Genomic DNA, 25,096 nt, shown 5'->3' with positions numbered 1-25,096 from the left:
CTTCTCCAGAAGCGTCCAAAACAATGACAAATACTCCCCATTACGACCTTGAATGCGCCGGTGTGACCAAGAACTTCGGGTCCTTCCAGGCTGTCAAAGGCGTCTCCTTCGACATCCCGAGCGGTTCGTTCTTCTCCATTCTTGGTCCATCCGGCTGTGGCAAGACCACTTTGATGCGCATGATTGCCGGATTTGAGGAGCCCACATCAGGCGACATCAAGATCAAGGGCAGGTCTGTTCTGGGAACGCCGCCAAACAAGCGGAACGTCAAGATGGTGTTCCAGCATCTGGCCCTGTTCCCGATGATGAACGTCTATGAAAACATCGCTTACGGTTTGCGCTGCACCGGCATGAACAACGCGGACATCAAAACGAAAGTTCACGATGTCCTGGAGCGGATTGCGCTTCCCGATGTCGCGGAACGCGAAATCCATCAATTGTCTGGTGGTCAAAAGCAGCGGATCGCGATTGCCCGCTGCATGGTGCTCGACCCGGACGTTTTGCTCCTCGATGAACCGCTCGGCGCGCTCGATCTGAAGCTGCGCGAAGCCATGAAAATCGAGTTAAAGCTGCTGCAGCACCAGTTCAACACCACGTTTATCTACATCACGCACGACCAGTCCGAAGCCTTGGTCATGTCCGACAACGTCGCCATCATGAACCAGGGCGAATTCGAACAGATCGGCACCCCGCAAGAGCTTTATCACAAGCCAAAGACGGCTTTCGTCGCGGGCTTTGTCGGCGACAGCAACCGCTGGTCAGGCACTGTCAAATCGAGCGACGGCACCGGCGGAAAGGTCGAAACCTCCCAAGGCTTGCCGATGAGCTTTTCCGCAGCTGGCCAGAACACGGTCGCGGAAGGGTCCAAGGTCGACATTTTCGTGCGGCCGGAATTCATCCACACGGTCCGGGCATCGGAAAGCGGTACCGGTGGAGTTGATGGCGACAACCAAATGGACGGTGTCGTCGACAGCCTTCTTTTCAATGGAGCCAACAGCCGGGTTCTGGTCCGATCCGGCAATGGTGAGTTGATTGAATCTGATGTCACGCTAACCGGCCACAATGACATCAAACCGGGTGAAGAGGTCCGCTTGATCTGGTCCTCCAAGCAGGCCATGTGCTTTGCACACGAGGAGCGTGCCTGATGCAAAAGGACATCAAACGCCTCTCTTTGATCCTCTTGTTTGCGCCCTTTGCGCTCTGGATCATACTTTTGATCATTCTGCCGCACATTGGCATGGTGATCCTGTCTCTCAAAGAAAAAGTTGCGCCGCGGGTCTACGAGTACAGCTTCGCCAATTACCTGGAGTTCATCAACGAACCGATCTACTGGAACACGCTTCTGCGCACTGGATCGATGTCCCTTCTGGTTACGGCTCTGGCACTGCTGATCGGTTTTCCGATCGCTTATTATATCGCGAAAATCGCTGGTCCACGGGCGCGCGGCGGGCTCTTTCTGCTCTGCCTGATCCCGCTTTGGGTGAGTGACCTGATCCGCTCGTTTGGCTGGATTCTTTTACTGCGGGAAACCGGCGTGATCTCCAGCTTTCTTGTCTGGACCGGCGTTATTGGAAGCCCAGTGGAGTTACTTTACAACGACGTCGCGGTGATTATCGGTCTCGTCTACACCGTCATCTTGTTTATGATTGTACCGCTCGTTTCCACCCTCGACGGGATGGACAACTCCATGATCGAGGCAGGCTACAATCTCGGCGGTAACGGCTTTACCGTGCTGCGCAAGATCATTGTGCCCTATGCGATGCCAGGCATCGTTGCCGGCTGCATAGTAACGTTCATGCTGACGGCCGGGTCGTACCTCACACCGATCCTGCTTGGCGGCAAGAATTCCAGCTGGTTCACGGAGCAGATCTACAATCAGTTCATCACCCGGTTTAACTGGGAAGGCGGCGCGGCCTTCGGCATGTTGCTCCTTTTGTTCACCTCCATCGTCATCTGGCTCGGCTTGAAGCTGAGTGGTCAGACGCTGGCCAACACCGTTGCCAAGAGCTGAGGAGGACGATCATGCTTGCGACAAACAAGACAACGCCGTTCCTCTTCGGATACCGGCTCTATGTACTGGCCTTCTTCATCTTTCTGGCTGCTCCGCTGATTTCAGCTGGTGCCTTTGCCTTCAACGACAGCTTGTTCCCGGCGTTGCCGTGGCAAGGCTTCACACTGGACTGGTTCTTCTCCGACACGGAGCCGAAGCTTGGCATGTTCCATGACCGGCGGCTTCTTCAAGGTCTCTACTACTCATTTGTGATAGCGATCTTTGTGGCCGCACTTTCGGTGTTCGTTGGCACAACCAATGCGTTCCTCTTTGTACGCGGAGATTTTCCGGCCAAGAACTTCTTCTACATTCTCATGGTCGTTCCGCTGGTTATCCCGGGCGTTATCCTCGGCATATCCATCCTGGTTCTTGCCAGCGACACGGCGAACTACATGGAGAACCAGTTCGACCTGGAACTGGAGTTCCTGCGGCCGGGCATGCTCTTGGTGGTTTTGGGCCAGTTCTCCTTCATTGCGACCATCACCTCGCTGGTGATTACCGCCCGGTTGAAGAAGTTCGACGAAACCATGGAAGAGGCTGCATTCAATCTCGGTGCCAGCCGGGCGCGCGTCCTTCGCACGGTCACCCTGCCCTTCCTGCGACCGGCAATGATTGCTGCGGGCATCGTTGCCTTTCTGGTGTCGTTTGAAAACTTCAACACGACGCTGTTCCTGGTCGGCTCCGAGGCTCCGCTCACCATCACCATGTATGACCGCATGGCTAAAGTCGGCTCGACGCCGGTTTTGAATGCCGTGTCGTTCTTCCTGATGGTTGGCTCTGGCCTGCTGGCGCTCCTGTCCATCCTAGTCCAGCGTGACAAGAACGCTTAGAGCGGAGACACCATGGCTGAGTTTGACTTTGTCATCGTCGGTGCCGGTTCTGCCGGTGCCGCCGTCGCAGACCGCTTGTCTGAAAGCGGCAAGTATTCGGTCTGCGTGCTGGAGGCTGGCGGCTCGGATCTAAATTTCTGGATCTGGGTGCCAGTCGGCTACGGCAAGGCGTTCTACAACAAGCACATCAACTGGATGTACTACACCCAGCCGGATCAGGGCTTAAACAACCGCGAAGGGTATTGGCCGCGCGGCAAGGTGCTTGGCGGGTCCAGCTCAATCAATGCCATGGTCTATATCCGCGGCCAGCACGCGGATTTCGAAGACTGGAAAGCCATGGGCAATCCGGGCTGGGGTTGGGATGATGTCCTGCCCTACTTCAAACGCTCAGAAACCAACGACGCTGGCGCCGATGACTTCCGCGGCGGTGACGGCCCGCTGCATGTTTCCAGCGTGGACAAGCATGCGCATCCGCTGTGCCAGAATTTCTTCCGGGCCAGCGAACAGGCCGGTTTCAAGTCCAACCCGGATTTCAACGGCGCGGACCAGGAAGGCGTCGGTCACTACCAGATCACGACCCGTGGCGGCTTTCGCATGTCGACGGCCCGGGCGTACCTGTCACGTGCGAAAAAGCGGCCGAATGTCACCATCCTGACGAAAGCGCACACCAAGCGTGTCCTTCTGGATGGCGACCGGGCGACCGGTGTGGTCTACGACAGGAATGGCGGCGAGCAGACAGTCACTGCGCGCCGCGAGGTTATCCTGAGCGCGGGAGCCATCAACTCACCGCAGATCCTGATGCTCTCCGGCATCGGAGACGGTGCAGACCTTCAAGCTAAGGGTATAGAGCCCAAGGTCCAGAGCGCAGCCGTCGGCAAGAACATGCAGGACCACCTCGGCCTTGACTATCTCTACAAGTCCAAGGTGCCGACCCTGAACCAGCAGCTTTACCCATGGTGGGGCAAGCTGGCCCAGGGCATCCGGTATGTTCTGACCCGTGGCGGCCCGCTCTCCATCAGCCTCAATCAGGGCGGCGGGTTTGTGAAGAGCAATCCGGAGTGCGAGCGGCCGAACATGCAGCTCTACTTCTCCCCGGTCAGCTACACCAAGGCGCCGAAGGGACAACGGCCGCTGATGAACCCGGATCCTTTCGCTGGTTTCCTGTTCGGAATGCAGCCGACACGGCCAACCAGCCGCGGGCATGTTGAGCTGAAGTCTTCAGATCCATACCAGGGATTGGCCATCCATCCGAACTCCTTGAGCACAAATCATGATTGCAAGGAGATGATCGAGGGATGCCGCTTGCTGCGGAAGATCGCGGCGAGCCCGGCACTTCAGGAAGTCATCGAGACGGAAATGACACCCGGCCCGGAGGTTCAAACAGACGAACAGATGCTGGATGATGTCCGCAACCGCTGCTCGACAGTTTTCCACCCAGTCAGCACGTGCCGGATGGGGCCGGACAGGTCGGACAATGTCGTGGATCCGCGTTTGAGGGTTTACGGTGTCGAGGGCTTGCGTGTTGTCGATGCCTCTATTTTTCCGACAGTCACATCCGGCAACACGAATGCCCCGGCGATCATGGTCGGCGAAAAAGGCGCAGATCTTATTCTGGAAGACGCCAGGTCAGCATAAGGAACGAGCAGCATGGGAAGCGATGTGTTTGCGGCGGACTACAAGACAACGCCCTATTGGCAAGACATTGCGCCCAAGGTTTCTCTGCCCGAACAGGAGCTCCCAAGCGAAATTGATGTCCTGATTATCGGGGCTGGCTACACCGGCTTGAACGCAGCACTACAGACCGCCTCCGAGAAGCTGGGCACGCTGGTGATCGATGCCGAACACCCCGGTTGGGGCTGCAGTCTCAGAAACGGCGGCCAGCTCTCAACGAGCCTGAAGCCCTCATTTAGCGCATTGTCGGGACGCTACGGAAAGGAACTGGCAACCGCGCTTTGCCAGGAAGGCCAAGCGTCTCTCGATTACATGCACCAGCTTTCAGCGGACGGTCTGGATATGGGGTTGAAGGAGGTCGGCCGGTTTCACGGGGCCCACAAGCCGCATCTTTACGACAAGCTCGCAAAGGAAGCTGCAACGGGGCATCCGGTTTGGAAGCCAGACGCCTTCATGGTTTCAAAGGAAGACATGGCCTCTGAGCTTCGCACGGAGGCCTATTACGGCGGCATCGTCTTCCCGCATCATTGCAGCGTTGATGTCTCAAAATATCATCCGGCACTCCTGAAGCGGGTCCTGGAAACCGGCGCTCACGTCATTGGCAATTGCCGGGCTTTGTCTTTGGATCGGACCGGATCTGGTTTCAAGGTACTGACCGAACGCGGGGAGATCCGCGCCGGGAAGGTCATACTGGCCACTAACGGCTATTCCGGCCCCCTGTCGCCATGGCATCAACGCCGGGTCATTCCGATCGGGTCTTATGTCATTGCGACCGAAGAGCTGCCGACAGATCTCGTGGATCGTCTGTTTCCAACGGACAGGATCCTCTCTGATACACGGAAGCTGGTCTATTATTACCGGCTGTCGCCGGACCGGAAGCGCGTTCTGTTTGGCGGCCGCGTCTCCTTGAGCGAGACCGATCCCCGCAGCAGCGCGGTTAAGCTGCACCAGGACATGTGCGCCCTCTTCCCGGAACTGCGGCCGTTCAAGGTCAGTCACGGCTGGATGGGATTTGTCGGCTATACGTTCGACACGCTCGCCCACTGCGGCGAAGACAAGGGCCTGTTCTTCGCAAATGGCTACTGTGGGTCGGGTGTCGGCATGGCGAGTTATCTGGGCATGCGCATTGGCCGCAAGGCAGCCGGGCGGGAGACTGCACCGTCGGCCTTTGAGATGATCCCCAACCCGACACGCCCGTTCTACACCGGCAATCCCTGGTTTCTGGCACCCTCGGTCATGGTCTACCGGATCCGTGACCGGCTGGGTCTCTAGGGAGGTCAAAAATCCCCGCTGTTATACGCTAACGGCAACGCTTACTGGCCCAGAAATCAAGTTTTGCATTTTCCGGAGCGGCTTTCTCAAAATCGAAAACGGGCTCATGCAAAACTGTAAAACCGCTCGCGTCCAAATCTACACCGCCGCTATCTCATTGAAATAACTAATTTCTTACATGAACATTCTGTAAGGTTAGTGGCCCATCCCCTGCAACTGCCTCCTTCGATTGCGTCCTTCGTAAGAAATAAGGAGACAGGAAATGGCAAGTTTGCCCGCAACGCGTCCCATGATCGGGACGGATGAAGACGATACACTTGTCGGCACCCGGCATTCGGACGTCATGTCCGGTCGCTTTGGGGATGACGTGATGTCCGGCAACAACGGAAATGACGAAGTCTGGGGTGGCACCGGGGACGATATCCTCTACGGCAACAACGGCAACGACATCCTCTACGGCTCCGGTGGACCGGATCTGGTTGAAGTTACCGGCATTGAGATCGTAGATGATCATCCGGTGTCTGTCGTGTTCGAAGGTGAAACAGCCGGCTATCGAAACACTTTCGGCGACTACAAGATCCAGGAAGATGGACTGATCACAGACGTCGAGATCTTGTGGCCCAATGCCTCGTTGCAAGGAAGCGGCGGCAACTTAATCCAAGGTGAAAGCCGGGAATACCTGGATGTCCAGGCCGGTGACACGCTCGGTTTCTTCATTATCTCCAATGGCTACAGCCTGAACAATGGCTATCAGGGCTTGGACCTGGACGTTCGGCAGGACGGTGAAAACGCCCCGCAGTTGATGTTCAAGGATGCGGATGGCAACCAAGCCACCATCCACAGTGACGGTCCACGGCTGTATCATATCGCGGCGGACGGCACGGAGACGATGATCCGGACCAACCCGTATCATACAGCGGCTTTCGGCGAGACCGTTGATCTGAACCCGGATGGCATACTGCACACCACCGGCGTCCTGAAAGCCGATGCCGGAACAATCACGCTCGGGTTTGAAGACCTTTACAACGGAGGCGACCGCGACTTTGACGACAGCGTCTTCACCGTGGATATCGGGGTGCAAAACGCGCTGGTCCTCAACGCGCATTATCAGCAAGACGACAGCGGCACCGATCCGGACCCAAGCCATGAAGGTATCGGCAGCCAAGTTGTCGAAATCGAACGGTCTGACAACGACATCCTTGTCGGCGGCGACGGTTCCGACGAGTTGCACGGCCGGTCCGGCAACGACGATCTGTCCGGCAACAATGGCCACGACGATCTGCATGGCGGGTCCGGGGACGATAATCTAAAGGGCAACTCCGGAGAGGATGACCTTTATGGCAACTCCGGCAACGACACTTTGAACGGAGGCAACCACAACGACAAATTAAACGGCAACAACGGTAACGATGCCCTGTACGGGGAAGCCGGCAACGATGAGATGATCGGCGGCACCGGTGACGACATGCTTGACGGTGGTAACGGCGATGACAGCCTCATTGGCGGTTCGGGCGTCGACAACCTCAGTGGCGGCTACGGCAATGACGAACTCAAAGGTGGTGCTGGCGACGACACGCTCGATGGCGGCAACGATGACGACGTTCTGGTTGGCGGCTCCGGTGCTGACACGATGATCGGCGGCTACGGCAATGATGATCTGAAAGGTGGTGCAGACAACGACACCATGGATGGTGGCCATGGAGATGACAGTCTTATTGGTGGCTCAGGTGATGACATTATGGCCGGAGGTGCTGGCGCGGATGTACTGAAAGGCGGCTCCGGCAACGACGAACTGAGTGGTGGCAGCCATAACGACGAACTGTATGGCGGTCATGGGGACGATACGTTCTATGGCGATGCCGGGAACGACATGATGCATGGCGGCCGGGGCAACGACACCGTTGATTACTCCGCCTTTGATGTGGATCTCTCCATATCCCTTCACAACAAAAAGGCTCATGGTCTTGAGATCGGCACCGATACCATCAAGTTCATCGACAACATTGTGTCCGGCGGCGGGGATGACATCCTGAAGGGCTCGAGAGACGCCAACGTGATCGAAGCCGGTGCCGGTGACGACACCATCCGCTCCCTCCAGGGCGCTGACACACTCACAGGAGGTGAAGGCAGCGATACGTTTGTCTACCGGTCTTATGACCTGTCAGGTGGCACAGACACGATCACGGATTTCCTGATCGGCACTGACAAGATCGACCTGAGCCAAATGCTCCACTCTTTGATCTCCTATGTCACCGAAGCCGTGAATAGCGAGAATGGTGAAGGCAGCGGCGGTTCAAGCGAGCCAGGCACGACGACCATCGACTATTCAGCCGCGCTTGCGCGCCTGGACGTCGATGTGGCTGGCGAAGACTTGACCCTCCTGATCGACCGCCAGGGCAACGATGCCTATCAGGAGGTCTGCACGCTGATCGGTGTCGGCAATCAGACAGTGTCGGCCCTGCACGACAACGACTGCTTCATCCTCTAAGCAACTCAAAAGACCGGGTCGCGTTTTGAGAAAAACGCGGCCCTTATTGTTTTTGGTCCAGTACGGTTTTTGCAAATTCGGAAGCGCCAAAGGACCGCACTCAAGTCTGCAAGGTTCCCATTTTGCAAATCTCGGCTTTCCGCCCAAAGTGAACTGTAATTTTTCCGTATATTTTTCAATTAGTTATTTCAGTTCTCCAAAACAAACATCGCCTCCGATCGTCCACCCAACAGTTTGGCATCGTCCTTGCGTACAGATGGGTGTCGTTGAGATCAAAGGTTGCAAAAGTGGACATCATTCATGAAAGGCCCAGCCAAAGGCTGCACTACAGGGTAACCGCGCCGATGCGCGTCACCCTTGGTGATCAGACTTTTGACGCTGCGGATTGGGGGCTCGGCGGTTGCCGGATCTCCGGCCTTTCGGCGCCGCTTCCTGAGGTCGGATCGGACCACACTCTCTTGTGCACCCTGCCGTTCCAGGGCTTCAACATCACCTTGAAGGCAAGTGCCGAAGTCGTCCGTTCGAGTGAAGACACCAAAGAAGTCGCTTTCCGCTTCGTGGAACTTGGCGAGCGGGAAACCGCTTTGATGCAACACTTTGTCGAGGATCTCGTCCGCGGCAAGATGACAGACGTCACCGACACAATTGTTCGCATCGACACACCGGTCACGCCGGTGCCGACCAAACCGGACCCAAATCCGGCACAGGAAATCCCTGTCCGCCGCTGGCCGATCAAGCAGATCGCCATGACGCTCTTCTATTTCGTCCTTGGCATTGCAGTCTTCGGGTATGTCGGGATCTACATTTTCGCAACGCTCTTCCGCCTGGAAATTTCGACCGCAGTTGTCAGTGCCGAACGCTATGAAGTCACGGCACCGGCAACCGGGCGGCTGAAAGGTCTGAACCTGCGCACCGGTGATATTGCAGCTTCTGGAGTTCCGATCGCCTTTATCGAGAACGATGCTCTGATTTCCGAAATCCGGAAAGCCGAAACCGCGCTTATGCAGGCGCAAGTGGAACTCTCGGAGCACAAGCTTTATTTGCAAGTCGAAGCCGATCGCGAAAATGGCTACAGCCTCGTTGCAGCCAATGATCTGCGGCAGGCCCGCGCTGAAACGGTCACACTGGACCTTGCGGTTGAGACCGCGCGTGACCGTTTAGACAGATATGAAACCCTGTTTGAACAGGGCTATCTAAAGCGGGATGTACTCGCCACGGCACAGCTTGAGCTGGCCACAGCCAAGAGCGCGCTTGAAAAGCACATCATTCACGTTGCCGAGTTGGAAAAACTGGGCACGGAAGGCGGGAACATTGGTATCCTGAACGGCGACAAGTTCAGCGGCCTCAAGGCCGAACGCATTGCCGAAGTGGCCCGCTGGCAGCAGGAAGTCGACTTCCGCACCAAGCTTTTGGAAGAGCTGCGCGCTCAACCGGAAATGATGCCGGTGACGGTCGGCTCCAATGCCGCTGTTGTGGATGTGATTGCAGCCGATGGTCAAACGCTCAAAGCCGGTGCCCCGCTTATGGTTCTGGAAGAAAGCGATCACCGGGTCATCACAGCCTTCCTGACCCAGGAAGAAATCACTCAGGTCCGTAAGGGCAGCCCAGCTCGCATTTATGTGCCGGCTGAAGACCGCTGGATCGAAGCAACAGTGGACATGATCAGCCGCACAGACGGTTTCATCGATGAGACCACACAAATGCACCGGTTCAGGGCACCAGATGCGCGCTCTGCAAAGGTTAACCTGGTCGCAAAAGAGGGCGCCCTTCCACAATCCGGAACACCCGTCACCGTCTACTTTGAGCGGTACCGCGCAAACAAGGTCTTGCGGCTGATTTCAGGCTACATCGGAGACGCGACATGAGCCGGTCCCTGCAACAGGATTTCAACGTCGATGAAATCACGCATCAACCGAAGGGTTTGGCCAAATGGACACCATTTGCGCTGTTCCAGATCAGCCTTTACTTCGGCCTTTGCTTTGTCGGGTTGACCACCTTTGAAAACGTCTTCTTCAGCCCGGCGACGAAACAGATCACCTTTGTCATCGGGATCCTTGGCATCTGGCGCTATGGCTGGTGGTTCACTCACGCTGTACGGGCGTGGATCTATGGCAAGTTTGTTTACCCCTCCATGCGGGATGCCGGGAAGAAGGTATGGGATGACGGCTGGCGACCCCGCCACCTCCACTTTATGATGACGACCTATAAGGAACACCGGGACATCACGGAAAAGGTGATCCGGTCGATCTGCCGCGAAATCCGGGACGCCGGTGTTCCGGGCACGATCTGGCTCGGCTCTGGCGACCGGTATGACGAAGACCTCATTTCCAATCTTCTGGCCCGGGAATGGTCCGACCTCGATGTGACCCTTCATGTCGTCCGGCAGAACCAGCCAGGCAAGCGTTTGGCGATTGGTCTCGTTTTGCGTGCGATGAGCCGGGGCGACGTGGAAGACGACGACCTGATCATCTTCATGGATGGCGACTTCATCCTGGCCAAAAACGCTGTTGGTGCATGCCTGCCGCTTTTCAAACTCTACCCGGACCTGCAGGCCTGTACGACAGATGAGGAAGTGCTTTGCATCGGCCCGCGCTGGATTGCCAACTGGCTGACCATGCGCTTTGCGCAGCGCCGGCTGGCCATGCAATCCCACTCCCTTTCCGGCCGGGTTCTGACCCTGACGGGACGGATGTCCGTTTTCCGGGCGAACCACCTGACCAAACTCAAGTTCATCCGCCTTCTGGAAGCAGACCATCTGGAACACTGGCTGTGGGGCAAATTTCGCTTCCTGTCCGGAGATGACAAGAGCACCTGGTACTACATGCTCCAATCCGGCTGCCGCATGCTCTATGTGCCCGATGCCATGGGCTACACGGTTGAAGTCATTGAAGGTTCGGGCATGGACCGGATGGTTCAGAACTTCCGCCGCTGGTCTGGCAACATGCTGCGCAATGGTTCTCGCGCCCTGGCATTGGGGCCTGGCCGTATGCCGTTCTTTATCTGGTGGTGCCTTCTGGACCAGCGCGTTTCCATGTGGACCATGCTGGTGAGCCCGGTTCTCGCGGTCTGTACCACGTTTCTCTATGACCCCTACTACATCTTTGGATATGTGGTCTTCATCTGCATAACCCGGATGCTGCTGTCGCTGTTTCTCTACCAGTACGCCCGGAAAGTCGACCTCAGCTATCCGTTCATTCTTTATTTCAATCAGCTGATCAATGCGTCGGTGAAGGTCTACTGCATCTTCCGTCTGTCGAAACAGCGCTGGTCCAACCGCGGCGACCAACGTGCGGGTGAAGGCGACGGGTTAATCGCCACTCTTCAGAACCTCATGGCGAGTTACCTCACCCTTCTTTATGTGACGATGCTGTTCGTCGGTGTGTGCTTGATGGCTGGTCTGATCGAACCACCGAGTGGCCTTATGATCGCCAACGTTCTCGGACTGCCGGCCTGAGTGGCCGGCTGTGCCCGGACAATGCAACTGTTTTCGGGGGGACAAGAAATGTTCCACTCTCCGAGGCAGAAATACGGGTGGAGAAACTGTTCCCGGCACTGCGGTCACCCCGGGCGAACGAGGTGAGACCCGGGGCCCACTCATTTGCAGAGCCTAGCGCGCAATAACTAGCGGATGCCGATCGACTGATAGGGAACTCCGGCTTTGCCACGCAGCACTGCGAGTGGACCCCGGAACTCCAACGCACTCAGAGACCTTTTCAATTTGCAAAACCGGTCTTGCACAATTGCTAAGCCCTACCTGTTTCCAAAAATGCAAAATCCTCACAAGTATCTGTTTTTGTTTAATTTATAACTCACAAACTGAATTGGCCCAGCTCTTGAAAGGATCCAGCCAAATGGATCAAACGAGGGCCACAGCTATGAAGCTGAAACCGAAACTCTACACTGCTGCATTGACCCTGACCGCGTGCCTCGCTCTGGCTCCGGTTGCGTTCAACGGTGTGGTTGACGCTTACAACCACAACCAAATCGTCGATCTCGGTCTCGACAAAACGGAAATCAGCGTCAAGGCTCATTATCCGCTCTACAAGATGATCGAGTATCCGCGCATCAAGGCACCGACGGTTGTCCTGGGAGACAGCCGCGCGCGTGCGCTTCAGGACAAGTACTGGCAGGAGCTCGGCCGCGACGACGTCTACAATTTCGCCTATGGCGGCGCGACCGTTTTCGAGATCTACGACACGTTCCAGTATCTGAAGGACAACGCGGAACTGGAAACGTTGATCGTCAGCCTTCCGCTTCGGTCCATGGATGCCCGGTTCAAGGGCGGCATGAACCGCGTACCCGAAGCGATCTCGCTCGCAAATGATCCGTTCGGCTATTACACGAACTGGTTTGTTGCCAAGATCGGTTGGGCGCTTTTGCAGGACCGCTACCCGCAGGTCTTCGACGCATTCGAGAAGCTGGCACTGTCCCCCATTTCGGAAGCAAAGGCTGCTGAACTCAGCGGTCTTGAAACGCTCTCCGTCGATGCACTATTAGACCCTGCCTTATGCGACGAGTGCATCTTGCAGACACCGAACGGCGCATTGATCCTGCCGGCAGTTTATCACGGCCGGGGGCTCGGTCTGGGCCACTGGGCGCGCTACTGGCCGGACATTGCAATTGATCGCGATCTGCCGTCCCTATTCGCCAAGCAGGTTGGCACCAATGGTGCGGCCGACTGGCGGCGGTTCAAGCAATCAGAAGACCTGTGGGCGATGGTCGAAGAGATCGCCGCCTGGTGTGATGAAAACGAAGTCGAACTCATCTTCTTCATTCCGCCGACGATCTCCGAGATGCAGCAGCGCATCAATGACTTCGGACTTGCTGCGGCAAACCACAAATTCCGTGATCGGCTCTCAAGACTTGCGCCCATCGTGGACATGGATTTCGACACGAGGTTCACCCGGGATCTGAAGAATTTCACCGACGCCTATCACTTCGGGTCCAACCCGGCCCGCAAAATTGTCGGCGAACTCCTGCAAGTCATCGATGGCGATAAGGCACGGGTCAAGACGGCGATGGACCGCCGGGCTGATCTCGCCTGCCCGGTGCGTGCGGACGACATCACCCAAACCCACAACGAAGGCACCCTTCAACTGATCGAAGGCACATCCTGCAGAATCTGGAGGCAAATCAATGGCTAAGTCGAACAAGACCCTGGAAGAAGCCCTGATCTGCGTAACCGGTTTCGTGATTGGTGCCATCGCCGCCTCAAGCTTCACCCCGATGCCTGAAACCACTGCAGTGGAACCGAACCGCATTGATTGGCTGTTTGATCATGCTGAGCCCATGTACCGGCAAACGTCGACCGAAGGAGAACAGCCGGTCTTTGAAATGGAGTTGCTGAAATGACCCGCAAGCCATTGAACCGAAACATTCTAAAAGCAGCCTTTGTTGCCGCGATTATCGGTGGAGCCGGTGCTGTCGCGCTCTCCGGCGATGCAGTTCGCCCGGCAGCAAAGGCTGAGCGGATCGATCCTACGATCGAGGAGATGATCAAGCAGGCCCGCGGCCTGCAAAAGGTCGGCCGCTGGGAAGCTGCCGCCGATCTCCTGACCCAGCTTGCCAGTGATGGTCATCCGGTTGCCCTTTATCACCTGGGCCGGGCTTACAAGAACGGCTGGGGCGTTGACGCGGACCTTGACCAGGCACGCCTGATCTTCATGGAAGCCGTGCGCTACTCCTTCGCCTATCGCGGCGAAACAGCTTATGAGCTCGGCCGCCTGTTCCAGCGCTCATCCGGCGAACGGTGTGCGGAAATCGCCTTGCAGTGGTTCCAAAAAGCCCTGGGCTGGGATTATCCGAAAGCGCACGTTCAACTCGCAAAGCACTATGAGCGCGGCATCGGCACAGAGAGAGATCTGACCCTCGCCTTTCATCATTACGAGAAAGCAGCGATTGCCGGATATCCGTCTTCAACCATCAACTACGCCCGGATCCTTTTGAACGGCCGTTACGGCTCCACCCCCAACCCGGAACAGGCTCTGTTCTGGGCTGAGCGCGCCATTGCCGGCTTGGAAAAGAAGGCCCGCGACGGATCCGCAAGCTCTGCCAAGACGCTGGGCCGGCTCTACCGGGACGGTGAATTCATGACAGCCGACCGGGCACTTGCCCGTGACTGGTTCCTGCGCTCTGCCGATCTCGGCGATGCCGGCGCCATGCATGATCTGGCGCTGATGATGCTGGCAACCTCTGACGACAAGGACACCGTTCAAGAAGCGCTGAAATGGCTCCGCCTTGCCGCCAAGGCCGAACATGGCGGCGCCCTCACCGGCCTTGCCCGCCTGCATTTGAAGGAAAAACACGGCCTCGATGCCGATGCCGCTGTCGAACTTCTGGAGCGCGGAGTAGCTGCTGGCCACCCGGGTGCCATGGAAGAGCTTGGCCGTCTTTATGCGAAAGGCAAGCTCGTGGAGCAGGACCGGACCAAGGCGTTCGAACTGGCCCGGAAAGGCGCCGACCGTGGCCACCAGGGCAGCGCCACTTTGCTCGAAGAGCTTCAGAAAACAGACGAAGCAAATCTCACCATTCTTCTGCGGACCGCTCCGCAAGACACCAGCAACAAGGAGGGCTGAGTCATGGTTTTCAGTTCCCTGGAATTCATCTACCTGTTCCTGCCGCCGGTCCTCATCGGTTACCTCGTGCTCCGTCATTGGGGCTGGGAAAACGGCATCATCTGGTGGCTGACCATTGCGTCGCTGGTGTTCTACGCCTGGTGGACCCCGGTTTATCTGCCCCTTCTCTTGGGCTCCGTCGTGATCAACTACGGCTTTCACCGGGTGCTCCGGCAGGTCCGCGACAAGTTCATCCTGATCACGGGTATCGTCTTCAATCTCGCGCTGATTGCCGTGTTCAAGTATGCCGACTTCTTCATCGGCAATGCGAACCTGGTCGCCGGTACGGACATCCCGATGCTGAACCTGGTCCTGCCTCTGGCGATCTCGTTCTTCACGTTCCAGCAGATCTCGTTCCTGATCGATACCTACAAGGGCGACATCATCAAGTGTGACTTCGGCCGCTACATGCTGTTCGTGGTGTTCTTCCCGCAGTTGATCGCTGGTCCGATCGTCATGCAGAAGGAAACCATTCCGCAGTTCAAGCTGCCGGTGTTCCGAAACAAACTGGCACTCAACCTGGCAATTGGCGGCACTCTGTTTGCGATCGGTCTCTTCAAAAAGATCGTACTGGCGGACGGCATCGCACCCTATGCCAACCAGGTCTTCTCCCTTGCCGAGACCACTAACGGCGTTCCGCTTGAAGCTGCCTGGATCGGGGCGCTTGCCTACACCTTCCAGCTCTACTTCGATTTCTCCGGCTACTGCGACATGGCGCTTGGGCTCGCCCGCCTGTTCGGCATCCGCCTGCCCGTCAACTTCAACTCGCCTTACAAGGCAACCAGCATCTCCGACTTCTGGCGCCGCTGGCACATCACGCTGTCGCACTTCCTGCGGGATTACCTCTACATCCCGCTGGGCGGTAACCGCAGTGGCCCGATCCGCCGCTATGCCAACCTCATGATCACCATGCTTCTTGGCGGTCTGTGGCACGGAGCAAGCTGGACCTTCGTCTTCTGGGGCGGTCTGCACGGTGCGTATCTCGCGATCAATCACGGCTGGTCCGCACTGTCCGAAAAAGGTTACGTGCCGAACATCCTGCCCCGTCCGGTCGCCAACCTTCTGAGCCGCGGCATCACACTCCTTGCCGTTGTTGTTGCCTGGGTGTTCTTCCGTGCCGAAAGCTTCACTGGCGCAAGCAACATCATCCACGGCATGACCGGCTTCTCCACCGTCTACGAGCCGAAGCTTTGGGAAGGCGCCTTGAGCGGAACCATGCAGGTTTGGGCCATGATGGTTGCTCTTGCCGCTATCGTCTTCCTTCTGCCGAACGCCATCGAGTTCACCGAGAAGTACAACCCGGTGCTTGGCTTGAAGAAGCTGGTGGCACAGCGCCGTTCTGAAGGGTTCCTGCCGGTGCGCTGGCAGCCAACCACAGGCTGGGCCCTTGGTGTCTCGGTCCTGTTCGGACTGGCGCTGATCCAGACCTACCGGCTCGCAGAAATGACCGAGTTCATCTACTTCAACTTCTAAGCGGAGACAGCTGATGCGCTCGCTTTTTCTGACACTCGCCTTCTCAACGGCCCTTTGTGCCGGAACACCAACAACTTGGGCCGCACCGGAGGGTGCGGCTCAAAACTCCCTTCTTGTTCTCCCCGCTCAAGGCCTCGAAGTGGATCTGAAAAGCGGAGATGTGACCCGCAAAGGCGTGACCGGCCAGTGCCTTGAAACCGTATCGAAGGCCGGGTCCAACCTTCTGGTGGTCGCGAAGACCCCTGGCGATGACAAACCGACCGTCTCGGTGGATGGCATGATCCGGGAGCTCGGTGGTCCTGATCAGGATGGCGCGCGCCTGGGCACCATTCGCCTCGCCCGCGATGGATCATTGGTCCACATGCGAACCTGGAAAACCGGCGACAAGCAGACCGAACTGCTTCAGGACGGCGTGGTTAGGCTCACATTCAAGCGCGGCACACTCGTGAAACTGTTGCGCTTTACCGAGGACCAGGCGCTTTTGCTGGTCACCCGGCAAGGCGAACCGGCGCAGCTCATCCGTCACAAACGTGACACCGATGGCCGCATATCAGCGGAGCCGGAAGTTCTCCTGGATTTCGCTGGCTGCGCGCCCGAACGCGTCGTGGTTCGAGGCGATGTGCTCTGGGCCCGCATGGACTGTGAAAACACGGACACCGCCGGGATCTACAGGATAGACCTTACGACAGGGGCCATTGAAGCGCCCGTCATGACAAGCGAAACCGCGGACTTCATGACGCTTCCACGCGCAGACCGTCCTGACGGGGAAGCCGTTCTGACAGTCTCTGGTTCGCCTGCCGGTATGAACTTCTATTACGCAGCCACGGGCCTGCTTGCGGCTCAGACCGGTGAAGTGCGCGCTTGTTCATCCGACGCGGAAGGACTGCAGAGCTGGAACCAAAGCTATCGGCTTCGGGCCCTCGCCGCCCTTTACGAAAAAACCGGAGATCCTGTCTTTGCGGCGCTTGCCCGCAAATCGATCCGCCTCACGCTTGCCGCTCAGGACGGCGTCAACGGACGTACCACAGATCAAAACCCTTCTTGCGGCTGGAGTTCAACGATCTACGCGACGAACACCGACGACCGGATGACCCTGATGATCAATCAGGCGATGATTGCCAACAGCCTTGCAAAGGCCTGCGAAATCCTTGGCGACGGATGCACGGAGGTTCTGGAAAACAGGATTGCCGATACGCAAGCTTGTCTCGCCAAAACCTACGAAGTGGATTTCGACGTGGGCGCCGGGCTCTACCGGATCAACGGAGACATCGACTTCAGGTTCAAGGGCAGCATTGCTCCCTGGAACTGGCAGGTGACAATGGCCGGATTGCTGAAGGACCTTCCAGATCCTGCCCTCACCGCCCGAAGCACATCCATTATGGAAGGTTTTTATGACGAATGGAGTGCGGACGAAAATGGCGCCCTTTTCCGCTATTGGCCAAAGGCGGCTTTTGAAGACCGTGACGGTTTACCGTCAAAACGCGCCGGCGAGCGTTACGAAGATACAGGTCATGCCGGGATATCGCTGCTGAGTGCAGCCGAATTCCCTGATCTCATGACTGCCGACCATGTGGCCGCGCTCAAAAACCGGGAAGACTTCCTGCTCACATTCGGTTCTGAAACCCCGCGTGATCTGGATGGCGCCGGACCGATCGGGGCCCGCTGGTTCCCGGCAGGCGGCTGGTCATCTGTACCGTCCGAAACGTTCAAGAAACGATTTGCGGGACCAGTCCCCGGCGTTCAGTCGGCCGACACAGTCTTTGCCTATGCAAACCTTTTTGATCATGACGCGGACTTCCAGCTCACGCTCAAAGTTCACAGTTGCACAGACAGCTGCGAGCCGCACCGCACTTACACTTATGAAAGCTGGCAGGCCTTCATGGCGGATAATCCGTTCTTCAAATTGCAGCCGGATTAAAGCCCGGCTGCAACCAAGACCTGAATCCTACGTTTTCTCTATAAAGTGAAATTTTACATCCTATGGCCAAACTACCCACAGGAAACAGCCGAAGTGTTTTGAATTCGCAAAACGCACCAGCCAGGGACAAATCCATGCGGAAGTGGATATCTGATGTCGCGCAGGACGCCACTTTCTGGCTGGTCCTCGTATTCATATGTGCATCTGCAATTTCTGCATACGTCATCGCGGTCGACTTTGGCCAAAAGGCGCGTACCGCCGATCTTTCCGCGGCCGCCCAAGCGCAAAATGAACTGCTGACCGCGACGCGTTCATTTTATTCGCGCGAAGTGGTCGACAAACTCTACTCTTCCCAAGACGTCACCGTTAGTCATGACTATCATGGGAACGAACTGACAATTCCTGCTCCCGTCTCCATGACGTTGGCTCTGGAATATGAACTGGCGCTTCTTGGTGCGAAGAGCCGGATCCGGATGTTATCCAATCATCCCTGGCCATGGCGCCATGACCGGGAAATCGATGATTTCGAGCGTGAAGCTCTGACAGCCCTGGTAGCGAACCCGGAACAGCCGTTTCAACGGCTTGAACAGCGCGAAGATGGTAACGTTTTCCGCAGCGCCACCGCCGTTCGTATGGAGGGAAGCTGTGTTGCTTGCCACAACACACATCCAGACTCACCCAAGACCGATTGGGAAGTTGGTGACATTCGTGGCATTCAGGAAGTCGTGCTCCCCGCGAGCGCGCTTTACGGCGGCAGCCTGACATCAATCAACAGCCTGATCGTGATGCTCGGCATCGCCTTTCTGGCGGCTGCTGCTTTGACTTTTGTGCTTTCTTCGCAGCGCCAGAAAGCTCTGACACGTGTACATGATCTTGCCGATGCGGAGCGCGAAAAGAACGCCGCCCTTGAAGCGGCCATCATCCGCGCTGAAACTGGCGAAGCGCAAGTCAATGCCGTCTTGGAAACGATGCTGGATGGTGTTGTGACGCTATCTCCATCCGGCGATCTCTTGAGTGCCAATCCGGCAGCGCTGCAGATGTTCGGTGTTGAATCTTTTGAGGATCTGTCCGGCAAACGGATCTGCGACATTCTTCCAGAAGAAGATGCACATGTCCTGCCCTTCGCATGTTGCTCGGGGAAGTCAGCACCTCTTGCAACAGACAAGAACCGCTTTGAAGTCACAGGCCGCCGCTTTGACGAAAGCCTCTATCCTGTCGAACTGTCACTTTCCAAAACCATTGTCGAGGGTCAGGACACCTACACCGCAATCCTGCGCGACCTCACCGAGCAAAAAGCAGCGGCAGCGAAACTGCAGCAAGCTGAAACCCGCCTCGTGGATGCCATTGAGTCCCTACCCGACGGCTTTGTTCTCTATGACGCCGAAGACCGGCTGGTTCTGTGCAATAGCAAGTACAAGGAGTTCTACAGCAGCAGCGCCGATCTGATCCGGCCAGGCCGAACGTTCGAAGAAATCATCCGGGAAGGCGCGCAACGCGGCCAATATCAAGTCTCAGGACAAGTCCTGGAGGACTGGATTGAATTGCGGATGCAGAACCATCGAAATCCGGGCGCTCCGATGGAACAGCATCTGGATGACGGCCGATGGCTTCGCGTTATTGAATCGCGGACAAGCGAAGGCGGCATGGTCGGTTTCCGTGTCGACATCACGGAACTGAAGAAACGCGAACAGGAACTGGTTAGCAGCCAAGGCCTGTTGCGCAATGTGGTCTCCGCCTCCTTCGATGGCATCATCGTCATGGATGGCAGCGGAACCGTTCTCGACTTCAGTCCAGCCGCCGAAGAGGTGTTTGGCTGGACTGCCACTGAACTCGTTGGGCAAAAAATGTCCGACTACATCATTCCCGACAAATACCGCGCAATGCACGATGCCGGTCTGGAGAAGTTCCTGAAAACCGGAGAAGGGCCGGTTCTCGGAAAGCGGATCGAGATCGAGGGCCTTCACAAGGAAGGACATGAGATCATCGTGGAACTCGCAATCCGCCACACGCGCGGTGAGAAGGGACCACTGTTCCTCGGTTACGTCCGAGACATCACGGAACGCAAAGCCGCTGAAGAGGCCCTTCGGATTGCCAAGGAAAAGGCGGAAGCCGCGAACGAGGCCAAGGCTCAATTCCTCGCCATGATGAGCCACGAAATCCGCACCCCAATGAACGGGGTGTTGGGTATCTTAAGCTTGCTCCGGGATACCGATCTTGACCCCGGCCAAAAAGCATACGTGAAAACGGCCCGTGAATCCGGCCGCTCCTTGCTGGAACTCATCAACGATATCTTGGACTTCTCCAAACTTGAAGCAGGACGGACCGAGCTCGAAAAAGCGCCCTTCCGGCTTAAGACCGTCGTAAAGAGCATTGCCGACTTGTTCATGCCGATTGCCCAGGAAAAGGGGCTGACAATTGACCTTAACTATCCTGACAACGTTCCACAGGTGGTAAGCGGTGATTCAGGCCGGTTGCGGCAAGTGTTGCTGAACCTGGTGTCCAATGCAGTCAAGTTTACCGAAATCGGGTCAATCGATATCAGCGTTTCCCTCGACAAGGACGATCCGGTTCAGCCTGTGTTCCGCTTCACCGTCAAGGATACCGGCATTGGCATCGCAAAGGACAAGCACCAGACACTGTTCGGAGATTTCGTCACCATCGACACGAGCTATACCAAAAAACAGGGGGGCACCGGTCTTGGGCTGGCCATCAGCAAACGGCTCTCCGATTTGATGGGCGGTGAGATCCACGTGGAGAGTCTGCCCGGCGCGGGCAGCACCTTCCATTTCTGCGTTCCTCTTGAGCGCGCCGACGATGCTATCGAATTGCCCGAGCCTGAAGTCGCCATGCTGGAAGAACACATTCCAGACGGCTTGACCGTCTTGGTTGCCGAAGACAACGCGACCAATCAGATCGTGGTCTCGCACGCGCTGGAACGTGCCGGCTGTGACATTGATATTGCCAACAACGGCAAGGAAGCGGTCATCGCGGCCCAGAACCGCGATTATGATTGTATCTTGATGGATATTTCGATGCCTGAAATGGATGGCCTCGAGGCCGCCCAGCACATTCAAAACGGGCAGCGGAACGCAAAAACGCCCATCATTGCCCTCACCGCTTATGCCTTGCGCGGCGATAGAGAACGGTTCCTTGCAGCCGGCATGTCCGATTTCCTGTCAAAGCCTGTAGAGAAGCAGGATCTCTTGGCGTGCATTGCCCGCAATGTCCGACATCATGCTCACAAGCTGGACCATGCCACGCCGCAAGATGCGTCTCTGGAACTCGGCGAAGCCCGCACTCTCCTGGCGGATATGCCACCGGAATTACAGGAAAAGCTCCTAAATCAATTCAAAGCCGATACTCGTGAGAAAAGCGAAGCGGCACGCCTTGCGGCTCAAACGCATGATTTCACCCAGTTGGAACGCGCCACACACGCCCTGAAGAGTGTTGCGGGCACCTTTGGAGCAACGCGATTGACCACGATTGCGGCGGAAATCAACACTCTGGTCCGCGAAGAAAAAACAGCCGCGGCCCTTACACGGGTGGACGAACTCCAATCAATAAGTGACGATACGTTAGCAGATGTGAAAGCTTTGGCGGGCGAGATGGGGATCAACCTGACCTCTGATCCATGATAGCTCCGCAAGACTTTGAGGGAATTGATTTGAAAGTTCTGATTGTCGAAGACACGCTGTCTCTTGCCACCGTTTATGAGCACCATCTGTCCCGTGCCGGGATAGAAACGACCCATGTAGAAACCGGTCAAGCGGCCCTTTCCAAGATCCGCAAAGGCGGTATCAGCGTCGTACTTCTTGATCTGCAACTGCCCGACATGAATGGCCTTGAAGTCCTGGCAACCGTTCGGGAGGAACAGTTGCCAGTGACGGTCGTGGTTGTAACCAGCTCCGGATCCATCAAGACGGCGGTCGACGCCATGCAGGCCGGCGCCTACGACTTCATCGTCAAACCGGTTGCCGAAGAGCGCCTGATCACAACGACCCGTAATGCACTGGAGCGTGAAACCCTTACGGAAGTCGTTGCAGAGGTCAGAAAACCGTCCGGCGGCAAGGCCAATCACGGCTTTGTCGGCTCGTCCCTGCCCATGACCGCTGTCTACAAAATGATCGAAAGCGTCGCCCGATCCAATGCGTCTGTCTTCATCACAGGAGAAAGCGGCACCGGCAAGGAGGTCTGCGCAGAAGCCATCCACAAGTCCAGCCCCCGCGCAAAAAAGCCTTTTGTGCCGCTCAATTGCGCGGCCATTCCGAAAGACTTGATTGAATCTGAGATTTTCGGCCACGTGAAAGGCGCCTTTACCGGGGCAACGGGGGATCGGGATGGTGCGGCCGCCCGCGCTGACGGCGGCACCCTTTTCCTCGACGAAATTTGTGAATTGGAACTGAGCCTGCAGGCCAAATTGCTGCGTTTTCTGCAGAGCGGCACAGTCCAGAAAGTCGGCAGCGACAAGCTGACCAAAGTCGACGTGCGCATCGTCTGCGCTACCAACCGGGATCCGCAGGAAGAAGTCGAAGCTGGCCGCTTCCGTGAAGACCTCTATTACCGTCTTCACGTCCTGCCTATCGGACTGCCACCCTTACGCGCTCGCGGCGCCGACATTTTGGAGCTTGCCCGGCATTTTCTAACCAAGTTCGGCAACGAAGAAGGCAAGACGTTTGAAGGCTTTTCAGTGGAAGCCGAAGAGCTTCTGATGCGCCATCCCTGGCCCGGCAACGTCAGGGAAATGCAAAACACGATCCGCAATCTGGTTGTTTTGAATGAAGGCCCGATTGTCGAGGTGGACATGCTGGCAACGCTTCAGGGACGTCAACCCTCAGCGCCCAAACCCGCACAAGCCGTTCCCCTCAGTGTGCCTCAGGCGGCAAGCCCGGCTGCAACGGTCGTCAGCGACACGGGCGATGTTTGGCCGCAGATTACATTGGCTCTCGGTCAACCCTTCGAAACGCTTGAACGCAGCATCATCGAAGCGACGATTGACGCTTGCGGCGGAAGCCTGCCGAAAACCGCACGTGTTCTCCAAGTCAGTCCCTCAACCCTTTACCGCAAGAAGGAAATCTGGGCCGCCCAAGACGGGGACGACACCGGCGTTGCCGGCTCCGAACCGAACGAGGACGATATGGCTGTCAATTCCTGACAGCCTCTGCCGACAGCCCACTTGCTATTTCTGTTAGGCACCACTCGCCCTGATCATGGTCTCGGCAATCCCGACAGCAGCTGCGTGAGACGTTATTGGCAGAGCGCCGTTTAAAAGGTCTTGTTGAACCCGTTTTCGGGACCGCAGCCTGAGTTGCATTTCCTCCAGATCGCCAGGACATGGATCACTGAGCTGGATGACATGGCGGGCGACAAAGATATGTCCGAGCGCGACCCGTTGGTTTCCGTGAAGCACCAGGGCCGGTCCTGTGGTCCAGCGGCCACCGCCATAGCCCGTTTCTTCCAGAAGCTCCCGTCGGGCAGCAAACTCAGGGTTCTCACCCGGATCAATTTGCCCGCCCGGGAGTGTCAGACACACATGCCCGACACCATGCTTGTATTGCTCCAGAAGCAGAACTTCGTCTTTCTCCGTTACAGCATAGACCGTCGCATAGGTCGGCAGGTCTATCTGATAATAGTCCTTCACACGGGTGTGGTCAGGCAACTCGACGGTCTGTCGAAGGACTTTCAGACGATCTCCGGCTTCAAACACCTTTTCACTTCCCAAAAGAGTCCAGGTCGTTTGGTCCAGGGGGGCGATTGGCAATCCCATCTCACGCCTCGACCAGTTCGCCAGCCCGCTCATTCACGGCGGCTTCTTGTTGCGTGAGACGGCGGAACTCATAGCTCAGCAGCTGACTGACATCGCCCGGCCCTTTGATTGTTGAGAGCACGTCCGAACTGCCAAAAGCGTCGCAGAGCGGATTGGCGTAGGACCCGGCGGCTTGCGGCGTCACATAGCCGATCAGGCGTGCATTCTTGTGCCGCTTGAGCAGATGGCTAACCACGAGAGCGGATGAAAACGTCCGAGGGACGATCATCAGGCTTGTGTCGGTGTCGCGGTAAACATCGTGATCCGGAAACCGGGCTTTGAATTCATGGGTAATGGTCGCGAGCTCAGAATGCTCTTCCTCCCATGCGGCATAGTCCTTCATCTGGCGAAGCGTTGATTGATAACCCGCGATGCAGAGACGCAAAGATGCAGAGCCACTTTCCAGCATCGGCGCTTGTTTTTCCGGGTACGCGCTTTTCTGAACGACCTTGACCATGAACTCATAGAGATCATCGGAGAACTCATGCTCATGCTGCACAACGAGATCATCTCCGACCCAGAGTTCCGTGCCTCCGGCCGCGAACAGACCGGCACATGCCGAGCGGACCGATGCCGGAACACGAGTCATCATGTCCGTGATGCTGGTGTTGGACAGAATGTAGCATGCACGCTTGCGCGCAAATGCGCTCAAGTACCGCGCGAAATCCAGATCCATCTGACCTTTCGGGCTTGGCACGAGAGCATCAAGATCGAACAGATAGACGTCATTTACCGGAACCGGGTCAGTCCAGCCAATGGGGCCCGTGACTTGTCCGACTGGGGCGAATACCGCTTGTGGAAACATGACAGCCTCTCCTTTGCGAGAATTAAGTTGCAGACTGCTCTGCAACTGGCTTGCCAAATGGAACGGCCGTGTTCGGTTGGGTGATTTACTGAATAAATACAGTCACCTATCTGAATTTTCAAACTACCGGATAACGTATATGCCATTTATCATTTCTGATTTCCGGAAGCGT

17 protein-coding genes are annotated in these 25,096 nt (G+C 56.8%); 15 read left to right on the top strand and 2 right to left on the bottom strand.

All coding sequences use genetic code 11. The annotated features are described in order from the left end of the window. The first annotated feature begins 23 nt into the window (after positions 1-23). The 15 genes from RBB44_RS09190 to RBB44_RS09120 all read left to right on the top strand — a co-directional run bounded on the left by RBB44_RS09190 (position 24) and on the right by RBB44_RS09120 (position 23,468). Positions 24-1,145, top strand: a complete 1,122-nt coding sequence (locus RBB44_RS09190) for an ABC transporter ATP-binding protein (protein ID WP_306147087.1) — start codon at positions 24-26, stop codon at positions 1,143-1,145. Then, the gene (locus RBB44_RS09185; protein ID WP_306147085.1) at positions 1,145-2,011 is read left to right on the top strand and encodes an ABC transporter permease; all 867 of its coding nucleotides are present in this window, start codon (positions 1,145-1,147) and stop codon (positions 2,009-2,011) included. Before RBB44_RS09190 ends, RBB44_RS09185 begins: the two co-directional genes overlap by 1 nt. Positions 2,012-2,022: 11 nt before the next feature. Continuing rightward, a complete protein-coding gene (locus RBB44_RS09180; RefSeq protein WP_133949910.1) occupies positions 2,023-2,880 on the top strand; it encodes an ABC transporter permease in 858 nt (285 codons plus the stop codon). 12 nt (positions 2,881-2,892) lie between these two features. Next, a complete protein-coding gene (locus RBB44_RS09175; protein WP_306147081.1) occupies positions 2,893-4,515 on the top strand; it encodes a GMC family oxidoreductase in 1,623 nt (540 codons plus the stop codon). Between the two features lie 12 nt (positions 4,516-4,527). Further along, positions 4,528-5,823 carry an FAD-binding oxidoreductase gene (locus RBB44_RS09170; RefSeq protein WP_306147080.1) on the top strand — a complete coding sequence of 432 codons (1,296 nt, stop codon included), beginning with the start codon at positions 4,528-4,530 and terminating at the stop codon, positions 5,821-5,823. Between the two features lie 262 nt (positions 5,824-6,085). Continuing rightward, entirely contained in the window at positions 6,086-8,311 is a 2,226-nt protein-coding gene (locus tag RBB44_RS09165) for a DUF4114 domain-containing protein (protein WP_306147079.1), read from the top strand. A gap of 260 nt (positions 8,312-8,571) precedes the next feature. Further along, positions 8,572-10,176 carry an HlyD family efflux transporter periplasmic adaptor subunit gene (locus RBB44_RS09160; protein ID WP_371932234.1) on the top strand — a complete coding sequence of 535 codons (1,605 nt, stop codon included), beginning with the start codon at positions 8,572-8,574 and terminating at the stop codon, positions 10,174-10,176. Beyond that, a complete protein-coding gene (locus tag RBB44_RS09155) occupies positions 10,173-11,765 on the top strand; it encodes a glycosyltransferase (protein ID WP_306147077.1) in 1,593 nt (530 codons plus the stop codon). The genes RBB44_RS09160 and RBB44_RS09155 overlap by 4 nt, the downstream gene beginning before the upstream one ends. 397 nt (positions 11,766-12,162) lie before the next feature. Next, positions 12,163-13,455: a hypothetical protein gene (locus RBB44_RS09150; protein ID WP_306147076.1), complete on the top strand. Its 1,293-nt coding sequence runs from the start codon at positions 12,163-12,165 to the stop codon at positions 13,453-13,455. Then, the gene (locus RBB44_RS09145) at positions 13,448-13,663 is read left to right on the top strand and encodes a hypothetical protein (protein ID WP_209175793.1); all 216 of its coding nucleotides are present in this window, start codon (positions 13,448-13,450) and stop codon (positions 13,661-13,663) included. Before RBB44_RS09150 ends, RBB44_RS09145 begins: the two co-directional genes overlap by 8 nt. Beyond that, the gene (locus RBB44_RS09140; RefSeq protein WP_306147075.1) at positions 13,660-14,886 is read left to right on the top strand and encodes an SEL1-like repeat protein; all 1,227 of its coding nucleotides are present in this window, start codon (positions 13,660-13,662) and stop codon (positions 14,884-14,886) included. Before RBB44_RS09145 ends, RBB44_RS09140 begins: the two co-directional genes overlap by 4 nt. 3 nt (positions 14,887-14,889) lie before the next feature. Next, positions 14,890-16,398, top strand: a complete 1,509-nt coding sequence (locus tag RBB44_RS09135) for an MBOAT family protein (RefSeq protein WP_306147074.1) — start codon at positions 14,890-14,892, stop codon at positions 16,396-16,398. A gap of 13 nt (positions 16,399-16,411) precedes the next feature. Then, positions 16,412-18,316, top strand: coding sequence for a hypothetical protein (locus tag RBB44_RS09130; protein WP_306147073.1), 1,905 nt, complete (start codon positions 16,412-16,414; stop codon positions 18,314-18,316). Between the two features lie 134 nt (positions 18,317-18,450). Beyond that, a complete protein-coding gene (locus RBB44_RS09125) occupies positions 18,451-21,951 on the top strand; it encodes a PAS domain S-box protein (RefSeq protein ID WP_306147072.1) in 3,501 nt (1,166 codons plus the stop codon). Then, entirely contained in the window at positions 21,948-23,468 is a 1,521-nt protein-coding gene (locus RBB44_RS09120) for a sigma-54 dependent transcriptional regulator (protein WP_306147071.1), read from the top strand. The genes RBB44_RS09125 and RBB44_RS09120 overlap by 4 nt, the downstream gene beginning before the upstream one ends. Positions 23,469-23,501: 33 nt before the next feature. On the opposite strand, the gene RBB44_RS09115 is transcribed toward RBB44_RS09120, so the two are convergent. Beyond that, entirely contained in the window at positions 23,502-24,113 is a 612-nt protein-coding gene (locus RBB44_RS09115) for an NUDIX hydrolase (protein WP_306147070.1), read from the bottom strand. Beyond that, a complete protein-coding gene (locus RBB44_RS09110; RefSeq protein WP_306147069.1) occupies positions 24,082-24,924 on the bottom strand; it encodes a hypothetical protein in 843 nt (280 codons plus the stop codon). Before RBB44_RS09110 ends, RBB44_RS09115 begins: the two co-directional genes overlap by 32 nt. Positions 24,925-25,096 lie beyond the last annotated feature (172 nt).

Origin of the sequence: Roseibium sp. MMSF_3247, from assembly GCF_030733765.1 — a bacterium.
Classification (GTDB): Bacteria; Pseudomonadota; Alphaproteobacteria; order Rhizobiales; family Stappiaceae; genus Roseibium.
Note: the sequence above shows the minus strand (reverse complement) of the source record. Positions and strands in the feature narration are given on the sequence as shown.

Bases quoted from the DNA above. Each gene is read 5' to 3' on its own strand.
- RBB44_RS09115 (WP_306147070.1), bottom strand. From the start codon at position 24,113: ATGAGCGGGCTGGCGAACTGGTCGAGGCGTGAGATGGGATTGCCAATC.
- RBB44_RS09170 (WP_306147080.1), top strand. From the start codon at position 4,528: ATGGGAAGCGATGTGTTTGCGGCGGACTACAAGACAACGCCCTATTGG.
- RBB44_RS09180 (WP_133949910.1), top strand. From the start codon at position 2,023: ATGCTTGCGACAAACAAGACAACGCCGTTCCTCTTCGGATACCGGCTC.
- RBB44_RS09155 (WP_306147077.1), top strand. From the start codon at position 10,173: ATGAGCCGGTCCCTGCAACAGGATTTCAACGTCGATGAAATCACGCAT.
- RBB44_RS09185 (WP_306147085.1), top strand. From the start codon at position 1,145: ATGCAAAAGGACATCAAACGCCTCTCTTTGATCCTCTTGTTTGCGCCC.
- RBB44_RS09120 (WP_306147071.1), top strand. From the start codon at position 21,948: ATGATAGCTCCGCAAGACTTTGAGGGAATTGATTTGAAAGTTCTGATT.
- RBB44_RS09175 (WP_306147081.1), top strand. From the start codon at position 2,893: ATGGCTGAGTTTGACTTTGTCATCGTCGGTGCCGGTTCTGCCGGTGCC.
- RBB44_RS09150 (WP_306147076.1), top strand. From the start codon at position 12,163: ATGGATCAAACGAGGGCCACAGCTATGAAGCTGAAACCGAAACTCTAC.
- RBB44_RS09165 (WP_306147079.1), top strand. From the start codon at position 6,086: ATGGCAAGTTTGCCCGCAACGCGTCCCATGATCGGGACGGATGAAGAC.
- RBB44_RS09145 (WP_209175793.1), top strand. From the start codon at position 13,448: ATGGCTAAGTCGAACAAGACCCTGGAAGAAGCCCTGATCTGCGTAACC.
- RBB44_RS09130 (WP_306147073.1), top strand. From the start codon at position 16,412: ATGCGCTCGCTTTTTCTGACACTCGCCTTCTCAACGGCCCTTTGTGCC.
- RBB44_RS09135 (WP_306147074.1), top strand. From the start codon at position 14,890: ATGGTTTTCAGTTCCCTGGAATTCATCTACCTGTTCCTGCCGCCGGTC.
- RBB44_RS09110 (WP_306147069.1), bottom strand. From the start codon at position 24,924: ATGTTTCCACAAGCGGTATTCGCCCCAGTCGGACAAGTCACGGGCCCC.
- RBB44_RS09125 (WP_306147072.1), top strand. From the start codon at position 18,451: ATGCGGAAGTGGATATCTGATGTCGCGCAGGACGCCACTTTCTGGCTG.
- RBB44_RS09140 (WP_306147075.1), top strand. From the start codon at position 13,660: ATGACCCGCAAGCCATTGAACCGAAACATTCTAAAAGCAGCCTTTGTT.
- RBB44_RS09190 (WP_306147087.1), top strand. From the start codon at position 24: ATGACAAATACTCCCCATTACGACCTTGAATGCGCCGGTGTGACCAAG.